General features: G+C 70.3%; 28 protein-coding genes. 9 read left to right on the top strand and 19 right to left on the bottom strand.

The features are described from left to right. Positions 1-650 (top strand): 2-cyclohexenylcarbonyl CoA isomerase (gene chcB / locus IEZ21_RS06320; protein ID WP_246567302.1); only part of this gene is annotated, 650 nt, incomplete at its 5' end. Positions 651-685: 35 nt separating this feature from the next. Here chcB and IEZ21_RS06325 read toward each other — a convergent pair. Together IEZ21_RS06325 and IEZ21_RS06330 are read right to left on the bottom strand one after the other, a co-directional pair. After that, on the bottom strand, positions 686-1,264 hold the full coding sequence (locus IEZ21_RS06325) for a DNA-3-methyladenine glycosylase I (RefSeq protein WP_033319959.1): 579 nt from the start codon (positions 1,262-1,264) through the stop codon (positions 686-688). Next, complete coding sequence (locus tag IEZ21_RS06330) at positions 1,261-1,608, bottom strand: DivIVA domain-containing protein (protein WP_189320839.1); 348 nt, start codon at positions 1,606-1,608, stop codon at positions 1,261-1,263. Before IEZ21_RS06330 ends, IEZ21_RS06325 begins: the two co-directional genes overlap by 4 nt. A gap of 180 nt (positions 1,609-1,788) precedes the next feature. Between IEZ21_RS06330 and folP the strand changes: the two genes are divergently transcribed. Continuing rightward, positions 1,789-2,649 carry a dihydropteroate synthase gene (folP, locus tag IEZ21_RS06335; protein ID WP_189320840.1) on the top strand — a complete coding sequence of 287 codons (861 nt, stop codon included), beginning with the start codon at positions 1,789-1,791 and terminating at the stop codon, positions 2,647-2,649. Between the two features lie 41 nt (positions 2,650-2,690). Here folP and IEZ21_RS06340 read toward each other — a convergent pair whose 3' ends face one another. Both IEZ21_RS06340 and dapE read right to left on the bottom strand, forming a co-directional pair. Continuing rightward, entirely contained in the window at positions 2,691-3,449 is a 759-nt protein-coding gene (locus tag IEZ21_RS06340) for an LOG family protein (protein ID WP_189320841.1), read from the bottom strand. A 123-nt stretch (positions 3,450-3,572) separates the two neighbouring features. Next, positions 3,573-4,652, bottom strand: a complete 1,080-nt coding sequence (gene dapE / locus IEZ21_RS06345; RefSeq protein ID WP_189320842.1) for a succinyl-diaminopimelate desuccinylase — start codon at positions 4,650-4,652, stop codon at positions 3,573-3,575. A 144-nt stretch (positions 4,653-4,796) separates the two neighbouring features. Here dapE and IEZ21_RS06350 point away from each other — a divergent pair, with 144 nt between their 5' ends. Together IEZ21_RS06350 and IEZ21_RS06355 are read left to right on the top strand one after the other, a co-directional pair. Then, on the top strand, positions 4,797-5,792 hold the full coding sequence (locus IEZ21_RS06350; protein ID WP_246567304.1) for a VldE C-terminal domain-containing protein: 996 nt from the start codon (positions 4,797-4,799) through the stop codon (positions 5,790-5,792). Positions 5,793-6,154: 362 nt separating this feature from the next. Next, positions 6,155-6,565, top strand: a complete 411-nt coding sequence (locus IEZ21_RS06355) for an ATP-binding protein (RefSeq protein ID WP_189320843.1) — start codon at positions 6,155-6,157, stop codon at positions 6,563-6,565. Between the two features lie 84 nt (positions 6,566-6,649). On the opposite strand, the gene IEZ21_RS06360 is transcribed toward IEZ21_RS06355, so the two are convergent. Together IEZ21_RS06360 and fdxA are read right to left on the bottom strand one after the other, a co-directional pair. Next, positions 6,650-7,741 (bottom strand): bifunctional succinyldiaminopimelate transaminase/glutamate-prephenate aminotransferase, encoded by a 1,092-nt coding sequence (locus IEZ21_RS06360; RefSeq protein ID WP_189320844.1) that lies wholly within the window; start codon positions 7,739-7,741, stop codon positions 6,650-6,652. Between the two features lie 123 nt (positions 7,742-7,864). After that, entirely contained in the window at positions 7,865-8,185 is a 321-nt protein-coding gene (fdxA, locus tag IEZ21_RS06365) for a ferredoxin (RefSeq protein WP_033319951.1), read from the bottom strand. Between the two features lie 140 nt (positions 8,186-8,325). Here fdxA and IEZ21_RS06370 point away from each other — a divergent pair, with 140 nt between their 5' ends. Then, the gene (locus IEZ21_RS06370; protein WP_189320953.1) at positions 8,326-9,399 is read left to right on the top strand and encodes a GNAT family N-acetyltransferase; all 1,074 of its coding nucleotides are present in this window, start codon (positions 8,326-8,328) and stop codon (positions 9,397-9,399) included. A 65-nt stretch (positions 9,400-9,464) separates the two neighbouring features. Next, entirely contained in the window at positions 9,465-10,316 is an 852-nt protein-coding gene (locus tag IEZ21_RS06375; protein ID WP_189320845.1) for a transglutaminase family protein, read from the top strand. Between the two features lie 136 nt (positions 10,317-10,452). Here the strand turns inward: IEZ21_RS06375 and IEZ21_RS06380 are convergent, their stop codons facing one another. The 4 genes from IEZ21_RS06380 to IEZ21_RS06395 are packed head-to-tail and all read right to left on the bottom strand — an operon-like array spanning position 10,453 to position 13,872. After that, the gene (locus tag IEZ21_RS06380) at positions 10,453-11,067 is read right to left on the bottom strand and encodes a response regulator transcription factor (RefSeq protein WP_189320846.1); all 615 of its coding nucleotides are present in this window, start codon (positions 11,065-11,067) and stop codon (positions 10,453-10,455) included. After that, entirely contained in the window at positions 11,064-12,227 is a 1,164-nt protein-coding gene (locus IEZ21_RS06385; protein WP_189320847.1) for a sensor histidine kinase, read from the bottom strand. The genes IEZ21_RS06380 and IEZ21_RS06385 overlap by 4 nt, the downstream gene beginning before the upstream one ends. Beyond that, a complete protein-coding gene (locus IEZ21_RS06390) occupies positions 12,224-12,964 on the bottom strand; it encodes an ABC transporter permease (protein WP_189320848.1) in 741 nt (246 codons plus the stop codon). Before IEZ21_RS06390 ends, IEZ21_RS06385 begins: the two co-directional genes overlap by 4 nt. Beyond that, the gene (locus IEZ21_RS06395) at positions 12,961-13,872 is read right to left on the bottom strand and encodes an ABC transporter ATP-binding protein (protein WP_189320849.1); all 912 of its coding nucleotides are present in this window, start codon (positions 13,870-13,872) and stop codon (positions 12,961-12,963) included. Before IEZ21_RS06395 ends, IEZ21_RS06390 begins: the two co-directional genes overlap by 4 nt. Positions 13,873-14,082: 210 nt before the next feature. Here IEZ21_RS06395 and IEZ21_RS06400 point away from each other — a divergent pair, with 210 nt between their 5' ends. Further along, a complete protein-coding gene (locus IEZ21_RS06400) occupies positions 14,083-14,412 on the top strand; it encodes an SH3 domain-containing protein (protein WP_189320850.1) in 330 nt (109 codons plus the stop codon). Positions 14,413-14,471: 59 nt separating this feature from the next. Here IEZ21_RS06400 and IEZ21_RS06405 read toward each other — a convergent pair whose 3' ends face one another. The 5 genes from IEZ21_RS06405 to IEZ21_RS06425 form a co-directional block, all read right to left on the bottom strand. Beyond that, a complete protein-coding gene (locus IEZ21_RS06405; protein ID WP_189320851.1) occupies positions 14,472-16,829 on the bottom strand; it encodes a hypothetical protein in 2,358 nt (785 codons plus the stop codon). 166 nt (positions 16,830-16,995) lie between these two features. After that, positions 16,996-17,439, bottom strand: coding sequence for a DUF6113 family protein (locus IEZ21_RS06410; RefSeq protein WP_246567306.1), 444 nt, complete (start codon positions 17,437-17,439; stop codon positions 16,996-16,998). Continuing rightward, on the bottom strand, positions 17,439-18,362 hold the full coding sequence (gene mshB, locus IEZ21_RS06415; RefSeq protein ID WP_189320853.1) for an N-acetyl-1-D-myo-inositol-2-amino-2-deoxy-alpha-D-glucopyranoside deacetylase: 924 nt from the start codon (positions 18,360-18,362) through the stop codon (positions 17,439-17,441). The genes IEZ21_RS06410 and mshB overlap by 1 nt, the downstream gene beginning before the upstream one ends. 135 nt (positions 18,363-18,497) lie before the next feature. Then, positions 18,498-19,385 (bottom strand): RpnC/YadD family protein, encoded by an 888-nt coding sequence (locus IEZ21_RS06420; protein WP_189320854.1) that lies wholly within the window; start codon positions 19,383-19,385, stop codon positions 18,498-18,500. A 432-nt stretch (positions 19,386-19,817) separates the two neighbouring features. After that, positions 19,818-20,012 (bottom strand): DUF2304 family protein, encoded by a 195-nt coding sequence (locus tag IEZ21_RS06425; protein WP_033319939.1) that lies wholly within the window; start codon positions 20,010-20,012, stop codon positions 19,818-19,820. Between the two features lie 179 nt (positions 20,013-20,191). Here IEZ21_RS06425 and IEZ21_RS06430 point away from each other — a divergent pair, with 179 nt between their 5' ends. Further along, positions 20,192-22,324 (top strand): S9 family peptidase, encoded by a 2,133-nt coding sequence (locus IEZ21_RS06430; protein WP_189320855.1) that lies wholly within the window; start codon positions 20,192-20,194, stop codon positions 22,322-22,324. Between the two features lie 249 nt (positions 22,325-22,573). Here the strand turns inward: IEZ21_RS06430 and IEZ21_RS06435 are convergent, their stop codons facing one another. The 4 genes from IEZ21_RS06435 to IEZ21_RS06450 all read right to left on the bottom strand — a co-directional run bounded on the left by IEZ21_RS06435 (position 22,574) and on the right by IEZ21_RS06450 (position 24,450). Then, positions 22,574-22,762: a hypothetical protein gene (locus IEZ21_RS06435; RefSeq protein ID WP_189320856.1), complete on the bottom strand. Its 189-nt coding sequence runs from the start codon at positions 22,760-22,762 to the stop codon at positions 22,574-22,576. An 11-nt stretch (positions 22,763-22,773) separates the two neighbouring features. Then, positions 22,774-23,358, bottom strand: coding sequence for an ArsR/SmtB family transcription factor (locus IEZ21_RS06440; protein ID WP_189320857.1), 585 nt, complete (start codon positions 23,356-23,358; stop codon positions 22,774-22,776). 170 nt (positions 23,359-23,528) lie between these two features. Then, positions 23,529-23,903, bottom strand: a complete 375-nt coding sequence (locus IEZ21_RS06445; RefSeq protein WP_189320858.1) for a VOC family protein — start codon at positions 23,901-23,903, stop codon at positions 23,529-23,531. 43 nt (positions 23,904-23,946) lie between these two features. Then, the gene (locus IEZ21_RS06450; protein ID WP_189320859.1) at positions 23,947-24,450 is read right to left on the bottom strand and encodes a DinB family protein; all 504 of its coding nucleotides are present in this window, start codon (positions 24,448-24,450) and stop codon (positions 23,947-23,949) included. 95 nt (positions 24,451-24,545) lie between these two features. Between IEZ21_RS06450 and IEZ21_RS06455 the strand changes: the two genes are divergently transcribed. Further along, positions 24,546-24,923, top strand: a complete 378-nt coding sequence (locus IEZ21_RS06455) for a VOC family protein (protein WP_189320860.1) — start codon at positions 24,546-24,548, stop codon at positions 24,921-24,923. Positions 24,924-24,987 lie beyond the last annotated feature (64 nt).

A 24,987-nucleotide genomic window follows, 5' to 3' on the forward strand; every position in this document is an offset into this window, starting at 1 on the left:
CCGGTGACCGGGCCTTCTGCGTGGGCCAGGACCTGAAAGAGCACGTGGGCGGGCTGCTCGCGGCGCGCGAGTCAGGCGCCGGCAAGGACAGCGGGGGCGTCATGAGCACGGTGCGGGAGCACTACAACCCGGCCCTGCGGGCCCTGGCCGGAGCGGCGAAGCCGGTGGTGGCGGCCGTCAACGGTGTCGCGGCCGGGGCCGGCTTCGGCTTCGCGCTCGCCGCGGACTATCGCATCGTCGCCGATACGGCCTCCTTCAACACGTCGTTCGCCGGGGTCGCGCTGACCGCCGACTCGGGCCTGTCCTGGACGCTGCCGCGCATCGTCGGCCCCGGCCGGGCCGCCGACCTGCTGCTCTTCCCGCGCAACCTCACCGCCCAGGAGGCGTACGAACTCGGAATCGCCAACCGCGTCGTCCCCGCCGCCGAGCTGGCCGCCGAGGCCGTGAAGGTGGCCCGCACACTGGCCGAGGGACCGACGCTGGCGTACGCCGCCCTCAAGGAGTCCCTCTCCTACGCTCTGTCCCACTCCCTGGACGAGGCCCTGGAGAAGGAGGACGAGCTGCAGACCCGGGCGGGTGCTTCCGAGGATCACTTGATCGCGGTCCAGGCGTTCATCAACAAGGAGAAGCCGAAGTATCTCGGCCGATAGGGCAGCCGCGATCAACAGGGGCCGGCGGGCGCGGCTCAGTGGCCGCGTGCCACGCAGTCCGCCAGGTGGTCGTCGACCAGCCCGCACGCCTGCATCAGCGCGTACGCCGTGGTCGGGCCCACGAAGCGGATGCCGCGCTTTTTCAGGGCCTTGGAGAGGGCCGTCGACTCGTCGGTGACCGCCGGTACGTCGGCGAGGGTCTTCGGAGCTGGACGGGAGGCGTGGTCCGGCGCGTACGACCAGATCAGCTCGTCCAGCTCTCCGGGGGACCAGTCGGCCAGCACGCGCGCGTTGGCGACCGTCGCCTCGATCTTCGCGCGGTTGCGGATGATGCCCGGGTCGGCGAGGAGCCGCTCCTTGTCGGCGTCCGTGAAGGTGGCGACTTCGGTGATCTTGAAGCCGGCGAAGGCGGTACGGAAGCCCTCGCGGCGGCGCAGGATCGTGATCCAGGACAGGCCCGACTGGAAGGCCTCCAGGCACAGCCGCTCGTACAGCGCGTCGTCGCCATGGACCGGGCGGCCCCACTCCTGGTCGTGGTACGTCACGTAGTCCTCGGTCGACAGGGCCCAGGGGCAGCGCAGCGCTCCGTCGGGTCCCTTCAGAGCCTCGCTCACCGGTGGTCGTCCTCCGTGTGCTGCTCCAGGGAGGCGTCCCGGGACGCTCTCGCTCCGGCCAGCGCGGACTCCAGGTCGGCGATCCGGGCGTCGCGCTCGGCCAGTTCGGCGGCGAGACGGCCGAGGGCGTCGTCCACGTCCGCCATGCGGTAGCCGCGGACGGTCACCGGGAAGCGCAGCATCTCCACGTCGCCGCGATGCAGCGGGCGGTCCAGGGGCAGGGGGTCCACGAAGCGCTCGGGCGGGGCCTCGGGCAGGGCGGTGCCGTCGCCGCCCACCACGGAGAGGGTCACCGCGCCGACGACCACGACGAGGGCGACGACCAGGAACAAGAACATGAACATCGCTGCGGTCCCCCACGCTCTGCTTCCGGCTGCCGCCGGCTGTTGCCGACGCGCTGCGCGTCGACGCGGAAAGTGTCAGGCTCCGATCGTGCCATGCGACTCTGACAGTTAGGGTCGCAGGCGGCCGATCCAGGCCGCGGGACGGCGACCACTGCGAACGACTGGGAGAGGTCACAGGGGATGCTCAGGCTGGGCGGGCGCGAGTTCGACGCGCATGAGCCGGTGATCATGGCGATCGTGAACCGGACCCCCGACTCCTTCTACGACCAGGGGGCCACCTTCCGCGACGAGCCGGCGCTCGCGCGCGTGGAAGAGGCGGTGTCAGAGGGTGCTGCCATCATCGACATCGGTGGGGTCAAGGCCGGTCCCGGGGAGGAGGTGAGCGCCGAGGAGGAGGCGCGACGCACGGTGGGTTTCGTCGCCGAGGTGCGGCGCCGGTTCCCCGGCGTGATCATCAGCGTCGACACCTGGCGGCACGAGGTCGGTGAGGCGGTCTGCGAGGCGGGCGCGGATCTGCTCAACGACGCGTGGGGCGGCGTCGATCCGCGGCTCGCGGAGGTCGCCGGGCGATTCGGGGTGGGGCTGGTGTGTACGCACGCGGGGGGTACGCGGCCTCGTACACGTCCGCATCGGATCGCGTACGACGATGTCATGGCCGACATCCTGCGGGTCACCCTCGGGCTGGCCGAGCGCGCGGTCTCGCTCGGAGTACCGCGGGAGTCCGTGCTCATCGATCCCGGGCACGACTTCGGCAAGAACACGCGGCACAGTCTGGAGGCCACGCGCAGACTCGACGAGATGGTCGCCACGGGGTGGCCCGTGCTGGTCTCCCTCTCCAACAAGGACTTCGTCGGCGAGACCTTGAACAAGCCGGTCAAGGAACGGGTCCTCGGCACCCTCGCCACGACGGCCGTCTCGGCGTGGCTGGGCGCGCGGGTGTACCGCGTCCACGAGGTCGCGGAGACCCGCCAGGTGCTGGACATGGTCGCGTCGATCGCCGGGCACCGGCCGCCGACGGTCGCTCGGCGGGGGTTGGCGTAGTCCTGGCGGGGTGGCGCCGGGGAGGGTTCTTCGCCCCGCCCCTACCTCCCCGCCTCCTTCGACACCAACGCCACCGCCTCGTCCACGTCGTCCGTCAGGTGGAACAGCAGCAGGTCCTTCTCCGACGCCTTCCCCTGGGCGATGAGCGTGTTCGTGAGCCAGTCCACCAGACCGCCCCAGTACTCCGTGCCGAAGAGGACGATGGGGAAGCGCGTGACCTTCTGGGTCTGGACGAGGGTGAGGGCCTCGAAGAGTTCATCGAGGGTGCCGAGGCCGCCGGGCAGGACCACGAAACCCTGCGCGTACTTGACGAACATCATCTTGCGCACGAAGAAGTAGCGGAAGTTGAGGCCGATGTCGACGTAGGGGTTGAGCCCCTGCTCGAAGGGCAGCTCGATGCCGAGCCCGACCGAGATGCCCTTCGCCTCGCAGGCACCCTTGTTGGCGGCCTCCATGGCGCCCGGGCCACCGCCCGTGATGACGGCGAAGCCTGCCTTCACCAGCCCGTAGCCCAGCGCGACCCCGGCCTCGTACTCCGGCGATCCCACCGGCGTACGAGCCGAGCCGAACACACTGATCGCGGCCGGGAGTTCGGCAAGCGTGCCGAAGCCCTCGATGAACTCCGACTGGATGCGCAGCACCCGCCAGGGGTCGGTGTGCACCCAGTCCGAGGGCCCGCCCGCGTCCAGCAGGCGCTGGTCCGTCGTGCTCGCCTGCACCTGGCCACGTCTGCGCAGCACGGGGCCGAGCTGCCGCTCCTCCGGTGGTCGCTTCTTGCCCTCCGGGTCGCCAGTAGCCATGTCCGCTCCCTCCGCTTGCAGGTCGTTCCGCCCCAGCGTAGATCTACGCTGGTTACGGTGGGGGGACGTCGGCATGTCCGACATGAACCGCCCTCAGGTACGGGGCAGGACCTCATGTACGGGTCAGGACGTCAACCAGGCCCGCAGCCGTTCCTCCCCTGCCAGAATCTTCCCCGTTTCGACCCGTTCATCTCGCTTGTGCGCCAAGTGCGGGTTCCCGGGACCGTAGTTGACGGCCGGGACGCCGAGCGCGCTGAAACGGGAGACGTCCGTCCAGCCGTACTTGGGCTGCGGAGTGCCACCGACCGCCTCGATGAACGCGACGGCCGCCGGGTGGGACAGACCGGGCAGCGCCGCCCCGCTGTGGTCGTCGACCACGAACTCCTCGACCCCGCAGTCCGCGAACACCTCGTGCACATGGGCCAGGGCCTCCTCCTCGCTACGGTCGGGCGCGTAACGGAAGTTGACGGCCACCACGCACTCGTCGGGGATGACGTTGCCCGCCACTCCGCCCTCGATCCGGACGGCATTGAGCCCCTCGCGGTACTCAAGACCGTCGATGACCGGATAGCGCGGCTCGTACGAGGCCAGACGGGCGAGGATCGGGGCAGCCGCGTGGATCGCGTTCGAGCCCATCCAGCTGCGCGCCGAGTGGGCGCGCTCGCCGCGCGTCTTCAGCAGCACCCGCAGCGTCCCCTGGCAACCGCCCTCCACCTGCCCGTCCGAGGGCTCCAGCAGTACCGCGAAGTCGCCCTCCAGCCAGTCCGGATGAGCCTCGGCCACATGCTTCAGGCCGTTCAGGTGAGCGGCCACCTCCTCGTTGTCGTAGAAGACGAACGTGAGGTCTCGATTGGGCTCGGGCACGGTGGCCGCGATCCGCAGCTGCACGGCGACACCCGCCTTCATGTCGCAGGTGCCGCAGCCCCACAGCACGCCGTCCTCGTCCAGGCGCGAGGGGACGTTGCCGGCGATCGGCACCGTGTCGATGTGCCCGGCGAGGATGACGCGCTCGGCCCGCCCCAGACTCGTACGGGCGACGACGTTGTTGCCGTACCGGTCGACCGTCAGATGCGGCAGGGCACGCAGCGCGGTCTCGACGGCGTCCGCGAGTGGCTTCTCGCTGCCGCTCTCCGAGGGGAAGTCGACGAGCTGCGCGGTGAGCCGGGCGGCGTCAAGGGTGAGGTCAAGTGGGGTGTCGGCCATGCCGTCGACCCTAAGCGACCCCGGGGAAGTTCAGGCACGCCCCCGTACGGACCTTCCCGGCGGCCGCTTTGAGACAACCCTCCACACCTTGTTGACTAATTGTCCACAGCCCGGCCACCCGACCATCTGTCCTTCGCTACCTTGATGAGCGTGCACGAACCCATCAGTAACGTCCGTCGCCGCCGCCTCCCCCGTTTCGGAACGGCCCTCGCGATGCTGCTCGCCCTCGCGGCGTACCTCACCTTCCAGTACGTCACCGGGGGCACGGGCGCCCCCCGCTGCACGGTCGTCTCGGGCAGAGGCGACGGCGCGTCGTACGAGTACGAGTTCACAGCGGAGCAGGCGGTGAACGCGGCGACGATCTCGGTGGTAGGCACCAACCGCGGCCTGCCCGAGCGAGCCGTCACGATCGCCCTCGCGACGGCGATCCAGGAGTCCGGCCTGCGCAACATCGACCACGGCGACCGGGACTCGCTGGGCCTGTTCCAGCAGCGGCCGTCGCAGGGCTGGGGCACCGAGACGCAGGTCATGGACCCGACGTACGCGGCGAGCGAGTTCTACGAGCACCTGGCCAAGGTGCCGGACTACCCGGAGCTGCCGCTCACCGTCGCCGCCCAGCGCGTGCAGCGCAGCGGCTTCCCGGACGCGTACGCGAAGCACGAAACCGACGCCGCCCTGCTGGCCGCGGCCCTGACGGGGCGCGCGGCGGGCACGCTCACCTGCGAGGGGCGCCCGGAGATGCGGACCGGTGATACGCGGCCCGGCGGCCCGGACGCGGTGCGCGCCGCGCTGGTACGGGACTTCGGGCAGGACATGTTCCAAGAGGCTGGCGTGGAGCGGAAGTTGGGGGCTGAGGCGAGCCCCACACCGTCGGATTCGGCCACCGGCGCGGGCGGTCCCGCGCGCCCCCGCACCATGACCGTCCCCGTCCCCGACGCCCCGGGCGCCAAGGCCGGGGAGCGGCAGCGCGGCTGGGGTCTTGCGCACTGGGCGGTGGCCAACGCCTCCGCGCTGCACATCAAGCGGGTCTCGTACGCGGGCCAGGTCTGGACAGCCGGGAACACCCGGAGCGAGTGGCGCGCGGACGCCTCGAGTTCCCGGAGTTCCACGGGCGAAGTCCGAATCGTCACCGGGCAGTAGTACGGACCCTCACCCGTTGGAGGGAGCCCGTGCGCGCGATGTCCACGGCGCGCACGGGATTTCGTCCGGCCACTCTCGAATCGACCGAATCCCTGGGGAATCAAGGGCCGTAAGGATTCAGCAGACTTTCACACCGGACACCCTTTGTCCGGTTTTATCCGCAGCCGATAATGCGACGCATTGCCAACTCTTTACGTCGGGCCACCGCAACCTTCGCGGACTTCGAGCGGTAGTCACTGCGTCCGAGCCCGGAACGAGCAACCACGACGATCACCGACCAGTTGGGCGACATCCAGTCGGCCACCGCCAGCTCCCGGGCACGGTCGCACACTTCACCGTTTTCTCCCCGTCTAAGGAGCATCATGTCCCTCCCCCTGACCCGTCGGATCGCCCGTACCGCGCTGCTCGTCGCAGCGGGAGCGGCTGCCGGGGTCGGTGCGGCCGGCTCCGCCAGCGCGGCGCCCCAGGTGCCCGCCACCCCCGACCTCGGCGGGGTGTCCTCGCTGGACAACGCGGGCACCACCGTCGACGGTGCCACGCAGACCACCACCGGCCTCGCGAGCGACGCCGGCAACAAGGCCGTCAAGCAGGCGGCGCCCGTCGCGCAGCGCACCGCCGGGGATGTCGCCGGTTCCGCGAGTGACGTGGCCGGTGACGCCACGAAGCCGGGCGGCGCTTCCCTGCCGACCAAGGGCCTCACCCAGGGCGGTCTCCCGGGCGCGGACACGCTGCCGGCCCAGACCCTGCCGGCGCAGAACCTGCCGCTCGCCTGACGCAACGCTCGTACGGCGAAGGGGTCCAGGTGCACACCACCTGGACCCCTTCGCCGTACCTACGATTTCGCCGCCGTACGAGACCTACAAGCGCCCCACGGCCGCCCGCACCCGCTCGTCCGTAGCCGTCAGCGCCACGCGCACGAACCTCTCGCCCGCCGGCCCGTAGAAGTCGCCCGGCGCGACCAGGATGCCCAGCCCGGCCAGGTGGGCCACCGTGTCCCAGCAGGACTCGTCGCGGGTCGCCCAGAGGTACAGGCTCGCCTCACTGTGCTCGATGCGGAAACCGTGCCGCAGCAGGGCCTCGCGAAGGGCGGTACGGCGGGCCGTGTAACGCTCGCGTTGTTCGCGTACGTGGGTGTCGTCGCCCAGGGCGGCGACCACCGCGGCCTGTGTCGGCGCGGGCGTCATCATGCCGCCGTGCTTGCGGATCTCCAGCAGCTCGCCGAGGACGGTCGGGTCACCGGCCAGGAATGCGGCCCGGTAGCCCGCGAGGTTCGACCGCTTCGAGAGCGAGTGGACCGACACGAGCCCCTCGTGCGAGCCGCCGCACACGTCGGGGTGCAGGACCGAGACCGGGTCGGCTTCCCAGCCGAGCTCGAGATAGCACTCGTCGGAGAAGACGAGGATGCCGTGCTCGCGCGCCCAGGCGACGATCCGGGTCAGCTCGTCCTTGGACAGGACGCGGCCGGTGGGGTTCGACGGGGAGTTGAGCCAGAGGAGCTTCAGATCGGTCGGGTCCAGCTCTGTCGGGTCCTCGTACGAGACGTAATCCGCGCGGGCCAGCCTGGCCCCGACCTCGTACGTCGGGTAGGCGAGGCGCGGATAGGCGACCTTGTCTCCGGGGCCGAGGCCCAGCTGGGTCGGCAGCCAGGCCACCAGTTCCTTGGAGCCGACGACCGGCAGGACGCCTCGGTGGGTGAGGCCGCGCGCGCCCAGTCTCCGCTCGCACCAGCCGGTGAGCGCGTCCCGCAGTTCCGGCGTGCCCCACACCGTGGGATAGCCGGGCGAGTCGGCCGCGGCCACCAGAGCTTTCTGGATCAGCTCGGGCACCGGGTCGACCGGGGTGCCGACGGACAGGTCGACGATGCCCTCCGGATGAGCGCGGGCCGTCGCCTTGAAGGGCTCCAGCTTGTCCCAGGGGAAGGTGGGAAGCCGGTCGGAGACTGCGGACACGGGGTTCACTTTCTGCTTGGGCGGCGGAGCGCCGGGCCGCTCGGGCAAACGCCTCGGTCCCGTACGACGATCAAGGTGATCAGGGCGTACGGGACCGAGGCGGCGCGGATGCGGGCGCGCCGTTTACTGGTTCTGCGGCGGCAGCTCTGCGATGAAGGGATGGTCGCGCTCGATCAGGCCGAGCTTGCTGGCGCCGCCGGGCGAGCCGAGTTCGTCGAAGAACTCGACGTTCGCCTTGTAGTAGTCCTTCCACTCTTCGGGAGTGTCGTCCTCGTAGAAGATCGCCTCGACCGGGCATACCGGCTCACAGGCTCCGCAGTCGACGCATTCGTCCGGGTGGATGTACAAGGACCTGGAGCCCTCGTAGATGCAGTCGACCGGGCACTCCTCGATGCACGCCTTGTCCTTGACGTCGACACAAGGCTGCGCGATGACGTAGGTCACGCTGTCGTTCCTCCTCGGTAGGGCGCTGGCGGGCCTCCTCAGGCTCCGCCGCCTGGCGCGCGGGAGCGCGGCGTCGTCGATGCCCGCACCTAGTATCTCCGTTCCCGGGCGTGATCCGAACAGGAGGGTTGTACGGAGCTGTGGATTTCTCCTCGCGTATACGGCTTGAGGTCCGCGTCACCCCTGCTGACGTGGGCAAACGTGTTTCGGTACGGCAGCTGGACGAAGACGCCCCCAAGGGTGAGAGGTTCACCGACACGGTTGGCGTTCTCACATCATGGGACGACGGTGTGCTGCTGATCACACGGCGGTCCGGGGAACGTGTCCGTATTCCGGAATCCTCCCTGGTCGCGGGCAAGGTGGTGCCGTCGGCGCCTGCCCGTCGCCGGGGCCCTTCGGCGTCGTACGAGGAGCTGGCGCGGGTCGCCGCGCGGGGCTGGCAGCCGGTGGAGCGGGAGCGGCTCGGCGACTGGGAGCTGCGGGCAGCCGCCGGATTCACACGGCGGGCCAACTCCGTCCTGCCGCTCGGCGATCCTGGCGTACCGCTCGACGAAGCGCTGTCGCTCGTACGGGACTGGTACGCGGCCCGCGGTCTGCCCGCGTACGTGCAGACCGCGACCGGGGCCGAGGGCACGCAGGAGCTGCTGTGCGCGGAGCTGGAGGGGCGGGGGTGGACGCGTGAGGTGAGCGCCGAGCTGTGGACCGGTGCACTGGCGCCGCTCGGTGATGTGCCGGACCCTGCCCGTCCGGTGGTCCTCTCCCGCACGGCGGACGAGGCGTGGCTGGGCCGCTACCAGCGCAAGGGCATGAGCGATGTGGCCTTGAAGGTGTTGGGATGGGGGTCCCCCCGCTCGAGCGAAGCCGAGAGTGGGGGAGGGCCTTCGGTGTGGTTCGCGACGGTGCCCGGCGCCGATCCGGGTTCGCCGGCGGCGATCGGCCGCTGCGTGGTGGACGGCCGCTGGGCCGGTTTCGCCGCGGTCGAGGTGGATCCGTCGCTCCGCCGCCAGGGCTTGGCCACTATGGTGATGGGCGCCCTGGCCCGCCAGGCCCTGAGCGAGGGCGCCTCGGCGGCGTGGCTCCAGGTGGAGACGGAGAACGCGGGGGCGCGGGCGCTGTACGCGGGGATGGGGTTCGCGGCGCATCACGCGTACCACCACTACCGCGCGCCGGAGGCCCTGGAGAGCGACTCCGGCGGGCGCGCCGGAGCCCGGTAGTGCGGTGAAACTGGTGGAAGCAGCGCGCAGCGGTATCGATCGGCGTGAAAGGGCACGAGGCAGTTATGGGTCCCCCTCATCCTCCTGGGCCGGAGCAGAGTGCCGTATGGCGGCGGCGGTTCGCTGATGAGGCGCGGGCCGAGCGGCCTGATCTGGCGACGCTGTGCCTTCTCATCGGCGCCGAAGCGGACGGGTCCCTGGACGAGGCAGGCATGGACGCCGCTCAGATCGAACTGGACCGGCTGGCCGGGGAGTTGCCGTTCCGGCCGGGCGGGCCACGGGCCTGGGCGACGGCGCTGGCCGAGCATCTCGGCGGGCACCAGGGGTTCCGCGGTACGCCCGGTGACTATCAGCGGCTGGAGTCCTCGCTCCTGCACGCGGTGCTGCGGCGGCGGCGCGGGCTGCCCATCCTGCTCTCGGTGGTGTGGATGGAGGTCGCCCGCAGGGCCGGGGCACCCGTGTACGGGGTCGCCCTGCCGGGCCACTTCGTGGTCGGGTTCGGGGACGCGGAGGAGCAGGTGCTCGCCGATCCCTTTGATGGGGGACGGGTGTTGAGCGGGGGTGATGTGGAGTTGATGGTCGCGGGTGCGACGGGAGCCGCGCTGCATCCGTCGATGTTGGCGCCGGCTGATCCGTTGGAGGTGGTCGTGCGGATTCTCAACAACGTGCGGGCCTGGGCTGCGGCTCGGCCTGAGCGGTCGGATGTGGCGTTGTGGGGGGTGGAGCTGTCGTTGCTGTTGCCTTCGCATCCGGCTCGGTTGCGGTATGAGCGGGCGCAGTTGCTGGTGCGGCGGGGGGATTTCCTCCGGGGTGCGGCTGAGTTGGAGGCGTATGCGGAGGTGATCGGGGCAGTGGATGCAGCTGCTGCTGAGAAGGTGCGGGGGCAGGCGCATGAGGCTCGTGCCATGTTGAACTGAATGGGCGGGTGCGGGTGCGTTGGGGCTGGTCGCTCCCCCACTCTCGAACAGGCTCGAGCGGGGGGACCCCCATCGCGGCGGAGCCGCATATTGATACAGCCCCGCGCCCCTGGGGACGCTGCCCCTAGCCTGCGTTTTAAAGCCAGCCCTTCTCCCTTGCGATCCTCGCTGCCTCCGCCCTGTTCCGCACCGCCAGTTTCTGGATCGCCGTCGACAGGTAGTTGCGGACCGTGCCCTGCGACAAGTGCATAGCTTTCGCCAGCTCCGCGTTCGTCGAGCCGTCCTCCGCCGCTCGCAGCACCTCTCGCTCGCGGTCCGTCAGCGGGTTCGCGCCCTCCGCCAGTGCCGCTGCCGCCAAGGTCGGATCGATGACCCGCTCCCCCGCCAGTACCTTCCTCACCGCCTCCGCCAACTGGGCCGCCGGGGCGTCCTTGACGAGGAAGGCGTCGGCGCCGGACTCCATGGCGCTGCGGAGGTAGCCGGGGCGGCCGAAGGTGGTGAGGACGACCAGTTTTACGGCCGGGAGTTCCCGGTGGACCTGAGCCGCCGCCTCGATGCCCGTCATGCCCGGCATCTCGATGTCCAGGAGGGCCACGTCGACGTCGTGGGCGCGGGCCGCCGCCAGCACTTCGTCGCCTCTTGCCACTTGGGCGACGACCTCGATGTCGTCCTCCAGGCCCAGCAGTGCGGCCAGTGCCTCGCGGACCATCGACTGGTCCTCGGCCAGCAGGACCTTGATCGTGCGGCTCATGTGCCGGATCCTACGTCGGTCGTCCGGCCGGCGGGGGCCCGGGCGACCAGGCGGAAGCCGTGTCCGACGCGGCCTGCCTCGAGGCTGCCGCCCGCCTTCTCCAGGCGTTCGGTAAGGCCCGTGAGGCCGTGGCCGGGACTGCCACCGGGGCTGCCGGAGCCGTTGTCCTGCACGGAGAGTTCGAGCATCGGGCCGTCGAGGGTCTGGCGGAGGAGGAGTTCCACCGTGCAGCGGTGGGCGCCGCTGTGGCGTACGACGTTGGTGACCGCCTCGCGCAGGGCCCAGGCGAGGGCTGTCTCGCTGTCCTCCGGGACGCCGGTGAGGTCAGGATCGGCGGGCGGCAGGTCGACGGTGATTCCGGCGGTGGTCAACGCGACCTGGGCGCCTGCCAGTTCGGCGACGAGGCGGGGACGGCGGTAACCCGACACCGCCTCGCGTACGTCGACGAGGGCCTGGCGGCTGACGTGTTCGATGTCGGCGACCTGCTGGGCCGCCTTGTCGGGGTGGGCGGGGAGCATACGGCCGGCGAGTTCGCTCTTCAGCGTGATCAGGGACAGGGAGTGGCCCAGCAGGTCGTGCAGGTCGCGGGCCAGGCGCAGGCGTTCCTCGTTGGCGGCGAGTTGGGCGACCGTGGTGCGGGCCTCGCGCAACTCGATGGTCGTACGGACGAGTTCGCGGATGCCGGTCATGGAGAAGCCGCCGAGGAGGGCCGGGAAGAGCAGTCCGGCCAGGTAGGACGTGCCGCCGGGGACGGCGAGGGCGACGCCGGTCAACAGGGCGGACACGGCCGGGATGGTCCAGCGGGCGAGGTGGAACGAGAGGGCCGCGCCGGAGGAGATGGCGACGTACACGAACAGGACGAGCCATTCGCGGCCCAGGGTGAGCGAGAGGACGGTCGACTGGGTGGCCAGGACGGCCACCGAGCCGAGGACGACGCCGTTGGTCTCGCCGCGTCCGGTGCGGAAGATCAGGGCGAAGTACCAGGCGACGAAGGCGACCAGGCCGATCCAGCCGAGGACGCGGACGCCGTCGCTGTGGCCTCCGTGCAGCAGGTCGGAGACGGGCGCGCTCAGATAGGCGAGCCAGATGCCGATCCACAGCAGCTTGACGGCCTTCTGCCGGCGGTTCTGCGGGCGCTGCCCGATGCCGATGCCGCTCACGCCTTCAGCGTGTCCTTCCGGTACAGCCAGGCCGCACCGCCGGTGAACAGGGCGAAGAAGACGGCGAGGACGGCGATGTCCTTGGCGTGCGGCGCCTGGCTCTGCTCGATCGCCTGCCCCAGGGCAGCGTACGCGTGCGTGGGCGCCCACTTGGCGATGTCCTGCAGCCAGTCCGGGAAGGTCGTCGTCGGCATCCACAGACCGCCGAGGATGGACAGCCCGAAGTACGTGATCATCGTGATCGGGCGGACCGCGTCCCCGCTCGCGAGATAGCCGATGGCCACGCCGAGCGCCGCGAAGACGAGGCTGCCGGCCCAGATCGCGCCGGTCAGGGCGAGCCACTGCCAGGCGTCCAGACGTACGCCCTTCACGGTCGCGGCGACCACGAAGACGATCACGATCGACGGCAGACTCACCACGGCCGCGCTCGCCGTCTTCGCGAGGACGTACCCGCGGCCCGGCAACGGCGTCAGCCGCAACTGCCGTACCCAGCCGCTCTCCCGCTCCTTGGCGATGCGCTCGCTGTTGCCCATGAGGACGGCGGTGAGGGCGCCGAAGGAGGCCATGGAGACCATCATGTACGTCGGGAGCGTCAGGCCCGTCCCGTCGACCTTCGTGGTGCTGTCGGCGCTGCCCGCGATGAGCAGGAAGAGGACCGACGGGTACAGCACGGAGAAGAACAGGAACTTGCGGTTGCGCAGGGCGCGGGTCAGCTCGAGCCCGATGAGACTGTTCATCGCGTACGGGCCTCCTCGGCCTCGGTGATGGCCACGAACGCCTGCTCCAGGCCGAGCCCGGCGACTTCGAGGTTGCGGGGGTAGGCGCCGAGGCCGTAGAGGGCGTGGACGGTGGCGTCGGCGTCGGCGGACTGGATGCGGACGGTGTGGCCGGACACGTCGAGATGCGTGAGGAAGGGCAGCGCCCGCAGCGCGGCCTCGTCGATGGAATCCCGCAGGTCGAAGGAGATCCTCCGTGCTCCAGCCTTCGCCTTGATCTCGGCCGCCGTGCCGTCGGCCAGCAGCCGGCCCCGGTGCAGCACCAGCACCCGGTCGGCGATGGCGTCGGCCTCTTCGAGGTAGTGCGTGGCGAACAGCACGGTCCGACCCTGGTCGGCCTGCTCGCGCATGGTCGCCCAGAAGGCCTGGCGGGTGGTGACATCCATGCCGGTGGTCGGCTCGTCCAGGACGATCAGGTCGCTGTCGCCGGCGGTCGCCAGGGCGAAGCGGACGCGCTGGGCCTGGCCGCCGGAGAGCTTGTTGACCTTGCGGTCGGCGATCTGCGCGATCCCGGCGCGGGCGAGGACGTCGTTCGCCGGGTACGGCTTCGGGTGCAGCGCGCAGGCCAGCCGCACCAGCTCCGCGACCATGACCTCGTCCATCAGCCCGCCGCTCTGCAGCATCGCGCCCACCCGCCCGGCGACGATAGCCTCACGCGGCCCCGTCCCGAAGACCCGGACCGTGCCGCTGTCGGGCTGCTTGAGACCGAGCAGCAGATCGAGCGTCGTCGACTTACCGGCACCGTTGGGCCCCAGCAGCGCCACGGTCTCCCCCGGGTGCAGGGTCAGGCTCAGTCCGTCCACGGCCCTGACGGTGCCGTATGTCTTGCTCACCTGGTCGAATGCGACCACCGAGGCTGTTGTAGTCATACGGCCATGGTGGCTTCGGGCGTGCGGCCGCGGGCAGTGTCGGCCGTCCGGAGTGCCGCGTGACAGATGTCAGGTCGTGCCCTGACCGACCCGCCGTGGTGCGCGCCTACACAGGCAAGAACTCATGGCATGGACACGTAAACGCAGATAGCTTGATCACCACTCGGCCCGACCCGCCGGGCAAAACCACCACACAAGGGGGAATCTGTGATGCGCAAACTCCTCGCCGGCGCCGCCACCACCATGGTCGCCGTGGCCAGCCTCGCCTTCTCTGCTCCGGCGCAGGCTGCGTCGTCCGACACGGTCTCGGTCCAGGCGATCAACTGCATTGCCAAGGAGAGCGTACGGATCCGGAAGTCGAAGTCGACCAGCGCGACCTCCCTCGGGCTCTTCCCCAAGGGGGCGGGGGCGGAATGCGGCGGCTCTACGGAGGGGGGAACCTACACCGCCTGCGGCCACACCAACGGATTCTTCTGGATCGCGATCAACTACCAGGGCATCAAGGGCTACGTGGCTCTGTACTGCATCACGCGTCCGTGACCGTGTGAAGCCCGTGCAGGCCCGTCCTCCCAGGACGGGCCTGCACGCGTTGGCGGAAGTCAGTTCGGATTGGTGTCGATGACCCCGACGCGCTCCGCCTCCGTCTTGCCGCGCAGCGCCTTGCGCAGCGCCGAGACGACGTCCTGCGGCAGCACGTCGCGCTTGCCGGTGGCGGTGGTGATCTGCACGCCGTCGAAGGTCGTGCCGTACGCCTCCTTGAGCGCCTCGAGGTCGTACGTCTCCACGAGCTTGCCGTCTATGGCCTTGAAGCTGAGGATCTTCGGCAGGGACACGGGGCCGAACGGGATGGAGTGCGCCGCGTCGGTCTGAATGGTGACCCGCTCGGACATCGCGGGCTCCGCGAACTCCTTCATCACCCGGTCGACCTCGGCGTTAGACACCGCCGGCTCCTTCGTCGTGGTCGGAACCTGAACGGTGCCCGGCTTGCCGGTCTCCACCTGCGTGCGGTACGCCTCCTCGACGGCCTTCGTCGACTGGGCGACGGCGATGCCCTTGCCCGCCTTGCCGTACACGGGGACGGCCTTGCCCGACTCGAACTTGATCGTGCCCTCGGTCGCCGTTCCGGCGCCGCCCGCGGCGCGCTCCAGGGCGGCCCGCAGCTTCTCCCCGTCGACGGGCATCTCGGGCTGGACGACACGCTCGCCGCCGAACAGCGAACCGATCACCGACACGGGGTTGTAGTCAGCGCCCGCCGCGCCACGCACCGTGGCCTGGGTGTCGAACTGGAGGCCCGCCTGGTCCGGCTGGAGCGACACCGTCTCGCCGTCGACGGACAGCTTCAACGGAGCGTCCGTACTTTTCCCGAAGGCCTCGTCGAGCTTCTGGACCGCCTCGTCGCGGGTGCCGCCGCCGATGTCGACGCCGAGCACGGTGGTGCCCTTGGGCACGTCGGAGTGGTTCATGAGCAGCCCGGCGCCGTACGCGATACCGGCGACGCCCACCACGCCGACCCCCAGGAGCACCAGCTTGTTGCGTCCCTTCTTCTTCGGCTTCGAGGCCGCGGGCACGGTCGGCGAGACCGGCTCGGGCAGCTTCGGGGGCTGGTGCGTCATCGCTCCGTCGGAGGGCGCGCCGGGTCCGAACGGCGAGTTCTGGTGCGACGGTACGACGGGAATGCCGCTGGTCAGGGTGTGCCCGGAGACGTTCTCGCCGGGTCCGCCTGCATAACCGGGCGGTTCGGGTGCCGGCTTCTGCGGGGTGAGGATCGCGGTGTCGTCGCTCAGGCCGCCGCTGAGGTGAGCGGGGCCACCGGCTGGGGCGCCGGGTCCACCGGGCCCTCCGGGAGCACTCGGCCGACCCGGTCCACCGGAAGCACCATGGCTGCCCGGGACTCCCTGACCGCCAGGCCCGCCGGGACCACTGATCCCGCCAGGACCACCGAAACTGTCAGGGCCTCGCTGGCCCCCCGGCCGCCCGGCACCGGCAGGCGCCGCCAACGGCCCGTCGCCCGTGACCGGGCCACCGGTCGGCCCCGAGGGACCGCCCGGTCCACCTGGGCCACCCGGACCGCCTGGGCCGCTCTGGCCACCGCGGCCCCCTTCGGAGAAGTACGGCAGATCATCGCGCCGCGACACGTCGTCACCGGAACCGGCACCGCCACCGTTCGCGTCCCCAGGGCCATCCCCGCTACCGGCCGCCCCCAACGGCCCAGCCGCCAGCACACTGGAAACGTCGAAGGACCCGGTACCGCCACCATGCCCCGGCGCCACAGCACTGGTACCGCCCGCACCGGGCAGCCCCGCACCGTTCGTACCGTTCGCCTTCCCACCACCGGGCCGAGGCGTTCCACCAGGACGCGCACCCGCACCGGGACCGGGACGAGTACCGGCAGCACCCGCCCCACCGGAGGCACCCGGACCCGAGCCCGTACCCGCCGAACCGACGGAGATACCCGCCCCGTTGCTCGGGCCACCGCCCTGACCGCCCTTGGGCGCGCCGGACCTACGAGGGGCGAACCACTCGCTCGTCTTCTCCTCGGCGGGAGCGCCGGAGCCGGAAGAGGCCGCGGGCGCGGGATCCGAGGACCTGGGCGCACCCGGGGAAGCGCTCGGCCCGGCGTCGGCCGCGGCCGACGCCGGTCTGGCCGACGCGGACCCGTGGGCACCGTTCGTACTCGTCGTGCTAGTCGACGAGCCGCTGTCGGAACTCTCCGAGTCCGCGACGGGCGTCCGCATGACGACCGGCGGAATGGGCCTTGATCCAGGGATGTTGATCCGGATCCGCGTCGTCAGCGTGGTCTCGGTCTTGATTTCCTCCGGCCGTTCACCGGCGGAACGCCCCGCGTCGGCACCGTCTTCGGAAACCGTGGGGGTCCCGTACGGCGGCGTGCCCGACGGGTAGGCGGTTCCGCCGCGCCCGTTGGGCCCGGAGGACGAACTGTCAGTTTCACGACTCAAGGCAGGTTCTCCCGGTTGGCTCCGCCGCCCGTGTACTCGACCTCAACCTCGTTTCGGGCGGCTCGGCGGCGCGCACCACCATACTGGCCATCACTGGTGCTTATCCGGCGACCGCTGAGGAAACCCACACCGGACCCCCACCCGCGTTCTGCGGCGAAGTAGTACGTCACTTGGCAAGTCGGGCGCCGGAGCCATCCGGTTGCCGCCCCGAGCCAAGGGTGGCGCACATCACAGCAACAGCCATCCCACCGAGCAGAAAGAGGTAGGAGCCGGCTCCCGCGGCGAAGAGGAAGTCGCCCTCCGGGCGGCTGGCGGTGAGCAGGATGACGGCGACCATCCACCCGGCCGCGGGCGCCACCGCCCCGGCCCGGCTGCCGACGGCCCGCGCCCCACCCAGGAACAGCCCGGCCGCACCCACGAGCGCGAGCAGCAACCCGCCCGGGAACCAGCCGGACTGGACCAGCCCCCCGGCCGCCCCGACCACGGCACCCAGCACGAACAGCCCCAGGTAGGCGGCGATCCGTACGGCCGACGGCGGCCCCAACGGCTGGGCGAGCATGCTCCCCGCACCTGCGGCGCTGCGCGCACTCGATCTGTTCGCCGTACTCATCACGCACCCACTCCAGAAGTCCCTGATGTCCCGGATGTTCCCGATATCCCTGATATCCCCGCGAACAAGTCCGTCTCCCGCTCCTCTGAACGCGCACCCCGTACCAACTCGTAACACTCGACGAGGAAAATCGGCTGCGCGAGCTGATTCGACAGCGCGAACCACGGCTCGACGACCTCGATCTGCGTGGCATGCGCCCGCATCGCCGCGGCCTTGGCGGCGGCGTGGGCCGTGCCGTCGATCTCCGTCGTGATCAGGGTGTCGTCCACCACGCCCGGCACGTCGTCGACGGCGGCAGATGCGGGGAAGGGCAGTTCGTCCAGTACGTCCTTCAGGCGCGCGAAGGCCTCTTCGGCCACGGAGCGCGGTACGCGGTTCCAGTAGATCTTCGTGATCGTCCACGGTGCGCCGAGGTCGTCCGGGCGGAAGCCCGGCTCGGCGGCCAGGTCCGCGGCACGCATCGCGACCCGGTGGGCCTGGATGTGGTCGGGGTGGCCGTAACCCCCGTCGGGGTCGTAGGTGACCAGCACCTGCGGGCGTACCTCGCGGATCACCCCAACAAGCTCCGCGGCGGCCTCGTCGAGGTCCGCCTGCCAGAAGCAGCGCGGGTCGTCGTTGTCGGCCAGGCCCATCATCCCGGAGTCCTGGTGGCGGCCGGGGCCGCCGAGGGAGCGGAAGTCGTGCACGCCGAGCGCGTCCATGGCCGCCGCGAGTTCCGTGCGGCGGTGGCTGCCGAGGGCCTCGCCGGTCAGATGGGCGAGCCCGGGCGGGATGACCTCGCCGCGCTCGCCCAGCGTGCAGGTCACCAGCGTGACATGGGCGCCCTCGGCCGCGTACCGGGCCATGGTCGCGCCGTTGTTGATCGACTCGTCGTCCGGGTGCGCGTGCACCAGGAGCAGCCGGCGGCCGGGCAGTTCCGTCATGGGCCCACCTTATGAGCCTCGGCCGTACGAGGCTCCCTGAACCCCGGTCGTACAAGGCTTCCCGGCCGCCTGTCGCCCCTCCTCCTGGCACTCCTCGTCGTCAAACCCGGTGGGTTCCGGGCTTGGGCGCGGGAATCAGACGTCTTCTTCCATGAAGATCTCTTCGGCGGACGGCGCGGTGACGGCTCGGGTGAGCCACAGTCGGAGGAGGTCCGGGTCGTCGCAGCCGATGATGCGTTCGCGGATCTCGTCGGGGACGTCGAGGCCGCGTGCCGCCAGGACGAGCAGGATGTCCTCCGCACGCCCTTGGACACGCCCTTGGACACGCCCCTCGTCACGGATCTCTTCGGAGATGTACGACTTGTAGAAGGAGAGGTCCACGGCCACCAGGTTCCTCCAGAGTTCTCCGGCCCGGCGGTTGGCACCGAGGCCTTGTGCGGTGAATTCGATGATGGGGTCTGCGACTGCTTCGGGCACGTCCTGCAGAGCGGTGGACAGGGCCTTCAGTATCCCACCGACATCCGGATCCTTCGCGTGGGTGATGGCGGACAGCGTGGCCAGCGCCAGGTCGGCGCGGGCCTCTTCCGGGTCGGTGATCAAAGGCATGTTGTGCGGACCGGCCACGAGCGGGTGCACGGTGAGGGCGGCCCACCACCGAGGGCCGATGGGTACGGGCTGGGCGGCCCACTCGGCTGTGGTCCGGTCCTGGCAGACGACCAGCAACACGGGCGGGATCTTGTACTTCGTATAGAGGAAGGACAGGTAGTAGGCCCAGCTGGCGGGTTTGTTCGGGTCCTTCGCACTCTGTGCTTCGACGGCCAGCAGCATCGGCTCGGCGCCGTCGAAGCGCAGGAGCGTGTCGACGCGGCGTTCAACAGGCTGAATCTCTGTCAGATCGGTCGGCAGAACCGTGACAGACGTGGGCTGGATGAACGGGAGGCCGAGGACCTTGGAGACGCCAGTGAACAGGCCGGGATACTCCTGGAAGATGCGGTGCATCGCCTCGTGGGGCGAGTTGACCATGAGGGTTCCCTGTGGGAGGGGGCGGACGGAAAGCTGATGGAAGTCACCTTTGGCACATGCCATAGGCAAGTTCCGTGGCGAGCGTAAGGCCACAACACGCCCTAGACAGAGCCCAGTTGGTGATATTCACCCGCAGGGGTGAGCCTGCGGCGTTCCGTCAGAGGGCCGTGAGGGCGGGTGGCCGGGCTTGGCGCTCGCGGCAGTTGCGGCAGTGGGTGCCGGGTTCGGGAGCGCGGAAGGCGGTGTCGCAGCCGTCGCAGTTGCAGAGGGGGCGCCTGGCGGGCGGACTGGAGGTCGCGGACGATCTCCTCGGCCAGCACCTCGCCGAACTGCCCGGCTCTGACGTAGGCGGCATTCGGGTCGGCCAGGGGCGGAGCCCCGCCCCCCACAGGGCCCCGGCGCATGCCTATGAAGCGCGACTCATGAGGCCGCTCAGAACTTGATGTCCCCGATCATGCCCGCGATGTTCGACGTCACCTCGCTGATCGTGGGCGCGATCGTCGAACTGGCCAGATAGAAGCCGAACAGGACGCAGACGACCGCATGCCCGGCCTTCAGCCCTGACTTCTTGACCAGTAGGAAGACGATGATCGCCAGCAGCACCACCGCCGAAATCGAGAGTGCCACGGCGGTTCACCTCCAAGGTTCCCAGGGACGCGTTCGGTCAGTACGGGTCAGTCAGTACAGGTCAGTACGGCAGCCAGCGGGTTCATACCCAGGCAGCGCCATTGATCATAACTATTCCCACCTGCGCATCGATCGGCGCACGGCCGCACAAGGGGGCGCATGGCCAATATGGTCGGGGCATGACGACCGAGCCTCTCTCCTTTCCGCGCAGGCAGGCGCGCACCCTGCGCTTCACTCTCGGCGCGCCCCGCGCGTTCACCGTGGCACCCGACGGTTCCCGGGTGGCGTTCCTGCGGTCCCGTTCGGGTACGGACCGGGCGAATCTGCTGTGGATCCTCGATGTCGCGGACGGTACGGAACGCGTCGCCGCCGACCCGCAGGCGCTGCTCGGCGGCGCCGACGAGCGGCTGTCGGCCGAGGAGAGGGCGCGCCGGGAACGCAGCCGGGAGGGCGGCGCGGGCATCGTCGGCTACGCCACCGACACGGCCGTGGAGTTGGCGTCCTTCGCGCTGTCCGGGCGGCTTTTCACGGCCGAGCTGCGGGCCGGTACGGCACGTGAACTGCCCGTTCCCGGCCCGGTGTTGGACCCGCGCCCGTCCCCCGACGGGCGGCTCGTGGCGTACGTCACCGGGGGCGCCCTGCGGGTCGTGGGCGCCGAGGGCGAGGACGACCGGGCGCTCGTGGAACCCGAGTCGGAGACGGTCACGTACGGCCTGGCCGAGTTCATCGCGGCGGAGGAGATGGGCCGTTCGCGCGGCTTCTGGTGGTCGCCCGACTCGGACCGGCTGCTGGTCGCGCGGGCCGACGACGCGCCCGTACGCCGCTGGTGGATCGCCGATCCCGCGCGGCCGGACCAGGATCCGCAGCAGGTCGCGTATCCGGCGGCCGGAACCGACAACGCGGACGTACGCCTCTTCGTGTTCGCGCTCGACGGGGCGCGTACGGAGGTCGTGTGGGACCGGGCGCGCTACCCCTATCTGGCACGAGTGCACTGGTCAGCGGCCGGAGCGCCCCTCCTGCTCGTGCAGGCGCGGGACCAGCGGAGCCAGCTCTATCTGGCCGTGGATCCGGACAACGGGGCGACCCGGATGGTGCACGCGGACGAAGATCCACAATGGCTGGATCTTTTCCCCGGCGTACCGTGCTGGAGCCCCGGCGGACACCTCGTGCGGATCGCCGACGAGGGCGGGGCGCGAGTGCTCGCGGTGGGTGAACGCCCGCTGACGGGGCCGCAGTTGCATGTACGCGCGGTGCTCGACGTCTCGGACGACGAGGTGCTGGTGTCCGCGTCGGCGGGCGAGGCGGCGGCTGCTCCCGAGATCGGTGAGGTTCACGTCTACCGGGTCAGCGACCTCGGCGTGGAACGGCTGTCGCAGGAGCCCGGGGTGCACTCGGCGGTGCGTTCCGGCCCCGTGACGGTGCTCGTCTCGGCGGTGCCGGGCCGGCCGGGGGCTCAGGTGCGGGTGCTGCGCGAGGGCCGCGAGGGCAAGACGGCGGCGACTGTGGCCTCGTACGCCGAAGACCCCGGACTGAGCCCGCGCGTGAGCCTCACGGAAGCGGGCGAGCGCCGCGTGCCGTGCGCCGTCCTGCTCCCCACGGGCTACACCGACGGCGACGGTCCGCTGCCGGTCCTGATGGACCCGTACGGCGGCCCGCACGGCCAGCGGGTACTGGCGGCGCACAATCCGTACCTCACCTCGCAGTGGTTCGCCGACCAGGGCTTCGCGGTGATCGTCGCGGACGGGCGCGGGATGCCGGGCCGCTCGCCGGCCTGGGAGAAGGCGATCAAGGACGACATGGCCGCGCTCGTCGTGGACGACCAGATCCACGCGCTCCAGGCACTCGCCGAACGCTTCCCGCTGGACCTGAACCGGGTCGCCATCCGCGGCTGGTCGTTCGGCGGCTACCTCGCGGGACTCGCGGTGCTGCGCCGCCCTGACGTCTTCCACGCGGCCGTCGTGGGCGCCCCGGTCACCGACCAGCGCCTGTACGACACCCACTACACGGAGCGCTACCTGGGCGACCCGAACCGCCAGCCCGAGGTCTACGCCGCGAACTCGCTCATCGACGACAACGGCCTTGTCGGCGCCGCTGAGCCGGCCCGCCCGATGATGATCATCCACGGCCTGGCCGACGACAACGTAGTGGTGGCCCACAGCCTGCGCCTGTCTTCGGCGCTTCTGGCCGCCGGCCGCCCTCACGAGGTGCTGCCACTCTCGGGCGTCACGCACATGACCCCGCAGGAACAGGTGGCCGAGAACTTGCTGCTGCTCCAGGTGGACTTCCTGAAGCGCTCACTGGGCGTGGCCTGAACGTGCGACCGGCCGGGGAGACATGGCGCGCCCCGGCCGGTCTACGGCACCCGCACGGCCGTACGCTGTCGAGCTTGACGCGTCCGTATATCGGTATCGGGTCAGCGAAGTTGCTTGCGTGTTAACGCGGTTGATGCGCATTTGCGTCGCTATGTCGCCGTGCCAAGCGCGAGCGTCCGCTCGACCTTCTCGGCGCGGGTACGCCCCTTTCCGTACGGGACCCGAAGGGACGCTTCCGAAGGGGCGCTTCTAGGGAACAGCGGCCACCGTCTTGGGGGCGGTGGCCAACCGCAGACCGACCTCCACAAGGGTCCACCCGAGGCGGGTACGGAGATCCCGGGGACGCCGGGCCGCGACGGCGAGGCGGTACGAGTCGGCTTCGGCACGGAGCTCGGCTGCGCGGGCGTGGTGCAGGGCGAGGTGGGTCTCGGGGTGCATCGGGCGGCCTCTCAGTCCGTGCGGGTGGGGATGATGTGGGTGTGGACGCGGACCTGCTCGGCGTCCGGGGTGCCGTCGTCGGGGGCCAGCGCGCGGTAGCTCTCCACGAGGTCGTGCATCTTGTTGTTGAGTTCGAGGGCGAGTTCGGGTGTGAGGTCCAGCGTCCAGTCGCTCATGTCCGAGGCGCGGCGCCACGCCTCGGACCAGTCGTCGCGAGTGCCGATCCAGGTCGCCAGCTCCCGGGTGTGCTGGTTGGCGAGCTCATGCATGAACACGTCAGCGGCTCCGCGCACTTCGGGGTCACGGTCCATGAACAGTTCCTCGTCGAAGTGCACGCCCATGTGGACCGACTTCCACCACCGCTCGCGCCCCTTGCCGTGCTCCGGCGCGTCCTCGACGAAGCCGTATGCGGCGAGCTGACGCAGGTGGTAGCTGGTGGCACCGCTGGACTCGCCCAGTTTCGCGGCCAGTTGCGACGCGGTGGCCGGCCCGCCACGCCGTAGCGCGTTCAGCAGCCGCATACGCAGCGGATGTGCGAGTCCACGCAGCGAGCGGGCGTCGAGGCTGTGGACTTGCGGGTCCTGTGGCTCGTTCATGCGTACAAAGATAGCCTTGCAAAGGATGCGTTGCAACGACTTCTTTGCAACGCATCCTTTGTAGGCGGCTGCGCCTCTCAGCGACCCGGTGCAGTGACGTCACACCCAAGGGCACAGGGCACACGCCCACCGGTCGGCAGCGAACCTTTCGATCCCAGCACCAGCCACGTCTAGCCCAACTCGCCCCGCTCCACACAGAATTCGTTGCCCGCGGGGTCGGCCAGTGTGACCCAGCCCCGGCCGTCCGGCCGGGTGTGGTCCGCGATCAGCCGGGCCCCGAGCCTGATCGCCCGCTCGACCTCCTGCGCACGGGTGCGCCCCTGCGGACGCAGGTCGAAATGCACCCGGTTCTTGACGGTCTTCGGCTCGGGCACGCGGACAAACAGCAGGCCCGGACCACCGGCGGGATCCGCGATGAGCGCCTCCGGATCACCGGGCTTGTCGTCGTCGGCCAGCGGCCGCCCGAGCAACTCGCTCCAGAACAGCCCGAGATCGTACGGATCTCCGGTGCAGTCGAAGGTGATGTGGCGGATCGTGGGGTTCAACTGGCTTTCCTCGTCTCTGTTCCAGTCCTCTGTTGCAGACGAGCTAGGCACCGGTGTGTCCGTCCAGCAGTTCCCGTACGACGTCCAAGTGGCCGTTGTGGCGGGCGGTTTCCTCGATCAGGTGCAGGACGATCCAGCGCAGGTTCACGTGCCGGCCGTCGCGGATCGGGCGCTTCGCCGTCGCCTCCAGGTCGTGGGAGGCCACCAGTTCGCGGTAGCGGGCGCTCTGTGCCTCGTACTCCGCGAGGAGGTCCACGAGCGGGATGTCGACCGCGATGCGCATCTCCCGGTCGGGGTCCTCGTCCGTCCAGGGCCCTTCGTCCTCCTCACCGAGGAACACCACCTGGAACCACCAGTACTCCACCCATCTCAGATGGCTGATCAGTCCGCACAGGGTCATCAACGGGGAGCCGGGCAGCGGCGCCGTGCGGGCGTTCTCCGCCGAGACGCCCTCACACTTGGCCCGGGCGGTGTCGCGCGCGTAGTCGAGGAAGGTGGTCAGCTGCGTGCGCTCGCCCCACGAGGGGGGCGTATCAGTTCGAGTCATCGGGGTGAAGCATCCCCGCCGCCCGTTCCGGTGTCGACCGATTTAGCGGCCGCATCAGCCGCTGACCGTCTCTGGCGGCCGCTTAGGATCTGTCCATGATCGCTGACCTGCAATGCGTGGTGCTGGACTGCTCCGATCCGGCGGAACTCGCCGACTTCTACCAGTCGTTGCTCGGCGGGACCGTCAACCAGCAGGACCCACGGTGGGCACTCGACGACGACTGGGCGACCCTGCACACACCGTCCGGTCTCGTCCTCGCCTTCCAGCGGGCAGCGGACTACCTGCCGCCACGGTGGCCGGACCCCGCCCGGCCTCAGCAGTTTCATCTGGACTTCGGTGTCACTGACCTGGACCGGGCTCAGGAGCAGGTGCTGGCCCGGGGAGCGACGGTACTGGACGACGATTTCGCCGGACGGAGCTGGCGCGTCTACGCCGACCCGGCAGGGCATCCATTCTGTCTGGTCCGTCATTAGGGTCTGTCGGCCGGATACCGAGCCTGAGGTTGTCCTCCAGCTCTCGCCGCAGTTCTTCGACAGC

Origin of the sequence: Streptomyces flaveus (genome assembly GCF_014647675.1) — a bacterium.
GTDB lineage: Bacteria > Actinomycetota > Actinomycetes > Streptomycetales > Streptomycetaceae > Streptomyces > Streptomyces flaveus.

What these genes read in the sequence shown, in the direction of transcription:
- IEZ21_RS06330 (WP_189320839.1), bottom strand. Translation starts at nt 1,608, where the DNA reads ATGTTCATGTTCTTGTTCCTGGTCGTCGCCCTCGTCGTGGTCGTCGGC.
- folP (WP_189320840.1), top strand. Translation starts at nt 1,789, where the DNA reads ATGCTCAGGCTGGGCGGGCGCGAGTTCGACGCGCATGAGCCGGTGATC.
- IEZ21_RS06340 (WP_189320841.1), bottom strand. Translation starts at nt 3,449, where the DNA reads ATGGCTACTGGCGACCCGGAGGGCAAGAAGCGACCACCGGAGGAGCGG.
- dapE (WP_189320842.1), bottom strand. Translation starts at nt 4,652, where the DNA reads ATGGCCGACACCCCACTTGACCTCACCCTTGACGCCGCCCGGCTCACC.
- IEZ21_RS06350 (WP_246567304.1), top strand. Translation starts at nt 4,797, where the DNA reads ATGAGCGTGCACGAACCCATCAGTAACGTCCGTCGCCGCCGCCTCCCC.
- IEZ21_RS06355 (WP_189320843.1), top strand. Translation starts at nt 6,155, where the DNA reads ATGTCCCTCCCCCTGACCCGTCGGATCGCCCGTACCGCGCTGCTCGTC.
- IEZ21_RS06375 (WP_189320845.1), top strand. Translation starts at nt 9,465, where the DNA reads ATGGGTCCCCCTCATCCTCCTGGGCCGGAGCAGAGTGCCGTATGGCGG.
- IEZ21_RS06380 (WP_189320846.1), bottom strand. Translation starts at nt 11,067, where the DNA reads ATGAGCCGCACGATCAAGGTCCTGCTGGCCGAGGACCAGTCGATGGTC.
- IEZ21_RS06390 (WP_189320848.1), bottom strand. Translation starts at nt 12,964, where the DNA reads ATGAACAGTCTCATCGGGCTCGAGCTGACCCGCGCCCTGCGCAACCGC.
- IEZ21_RS06395 (WP_189320849.1), bottom strand. Translation starts at nt 13,872, where the DNA reads ATGACTACAACAGCCTCGGTGGTCGCATTCGACCAGGTGAGCAAGACA.
- IEZ21_RS06400 (WP_189320850.1), top strand. Translation starts at nt 14,083, where the DNA reads ATGCGCAAACTCCTCGCCGGCGCCGCCACCACCATGGTCGCCGTGGCC.
- IEZ21_RS06410 (WP_246567306.1), bottom strand. Translation starts at nt 17,439, where the DNA reads ATGAGTACGGCGAACAGATCGAGTGCGCGCAGCGCCGCAGGTGCGGGG.
- mshB (WP_189320853.1), bottom strand. Translation starts at nt 18,362, where the DNA reads ATGACGGAACTGCCCGGCCGCCGGCTGCTCCTGGTGCACGCGCACCCG.
- IEZ21_RS06420 (WP_189320854.1), bottom strand. Translation starts at nt 19,385, where the DNA reads ATGGTCAACTCGCCCCACGAGGCGATGCACCGCATCTTCCAGGAGTAT.
- IEZ21_RS06430 (WP_189320855.1), top strand. Translation starts at nt 20,192, where the DNA reads ATGACGACCGAGCCTCTCTCCTTTCCGCGCAGGCAGGCGCGCACCCTG.
- IEZ21_RS06435 (WP_189320856.1), bottom strand. Translation starts at nt 22,762, where the DNA reads ATGCACCCCGAGACCCACCTCGCCCTGCACCACGCCCGCGCAGCCGAG.
- IEZ21_RS06440 (WP_189320857.1), bottom strand. Translation starts at nt 23,358, where the DNA reads ATGAACGAGCCACAGGACCCGCAAGTCCACAGCCTCGACGCCCGCTCG.
- IEZ21_RS06450 (WP_189320859.1), bottom strand. Translation starts at nt 24,450, where the DNA reads ATGACTCGAACTGATACGCCCCCCTCGTGGGGCGAGCGCACGCAGCTG.
- IEZ21_RS06455 (WP_189320860.1), top strand. Translation starts at nt 24,546, where the DNA reads ATGATCGCTGACCTGCAATGCGTGGTGCTGGACTGCTCCGATCCGGCG.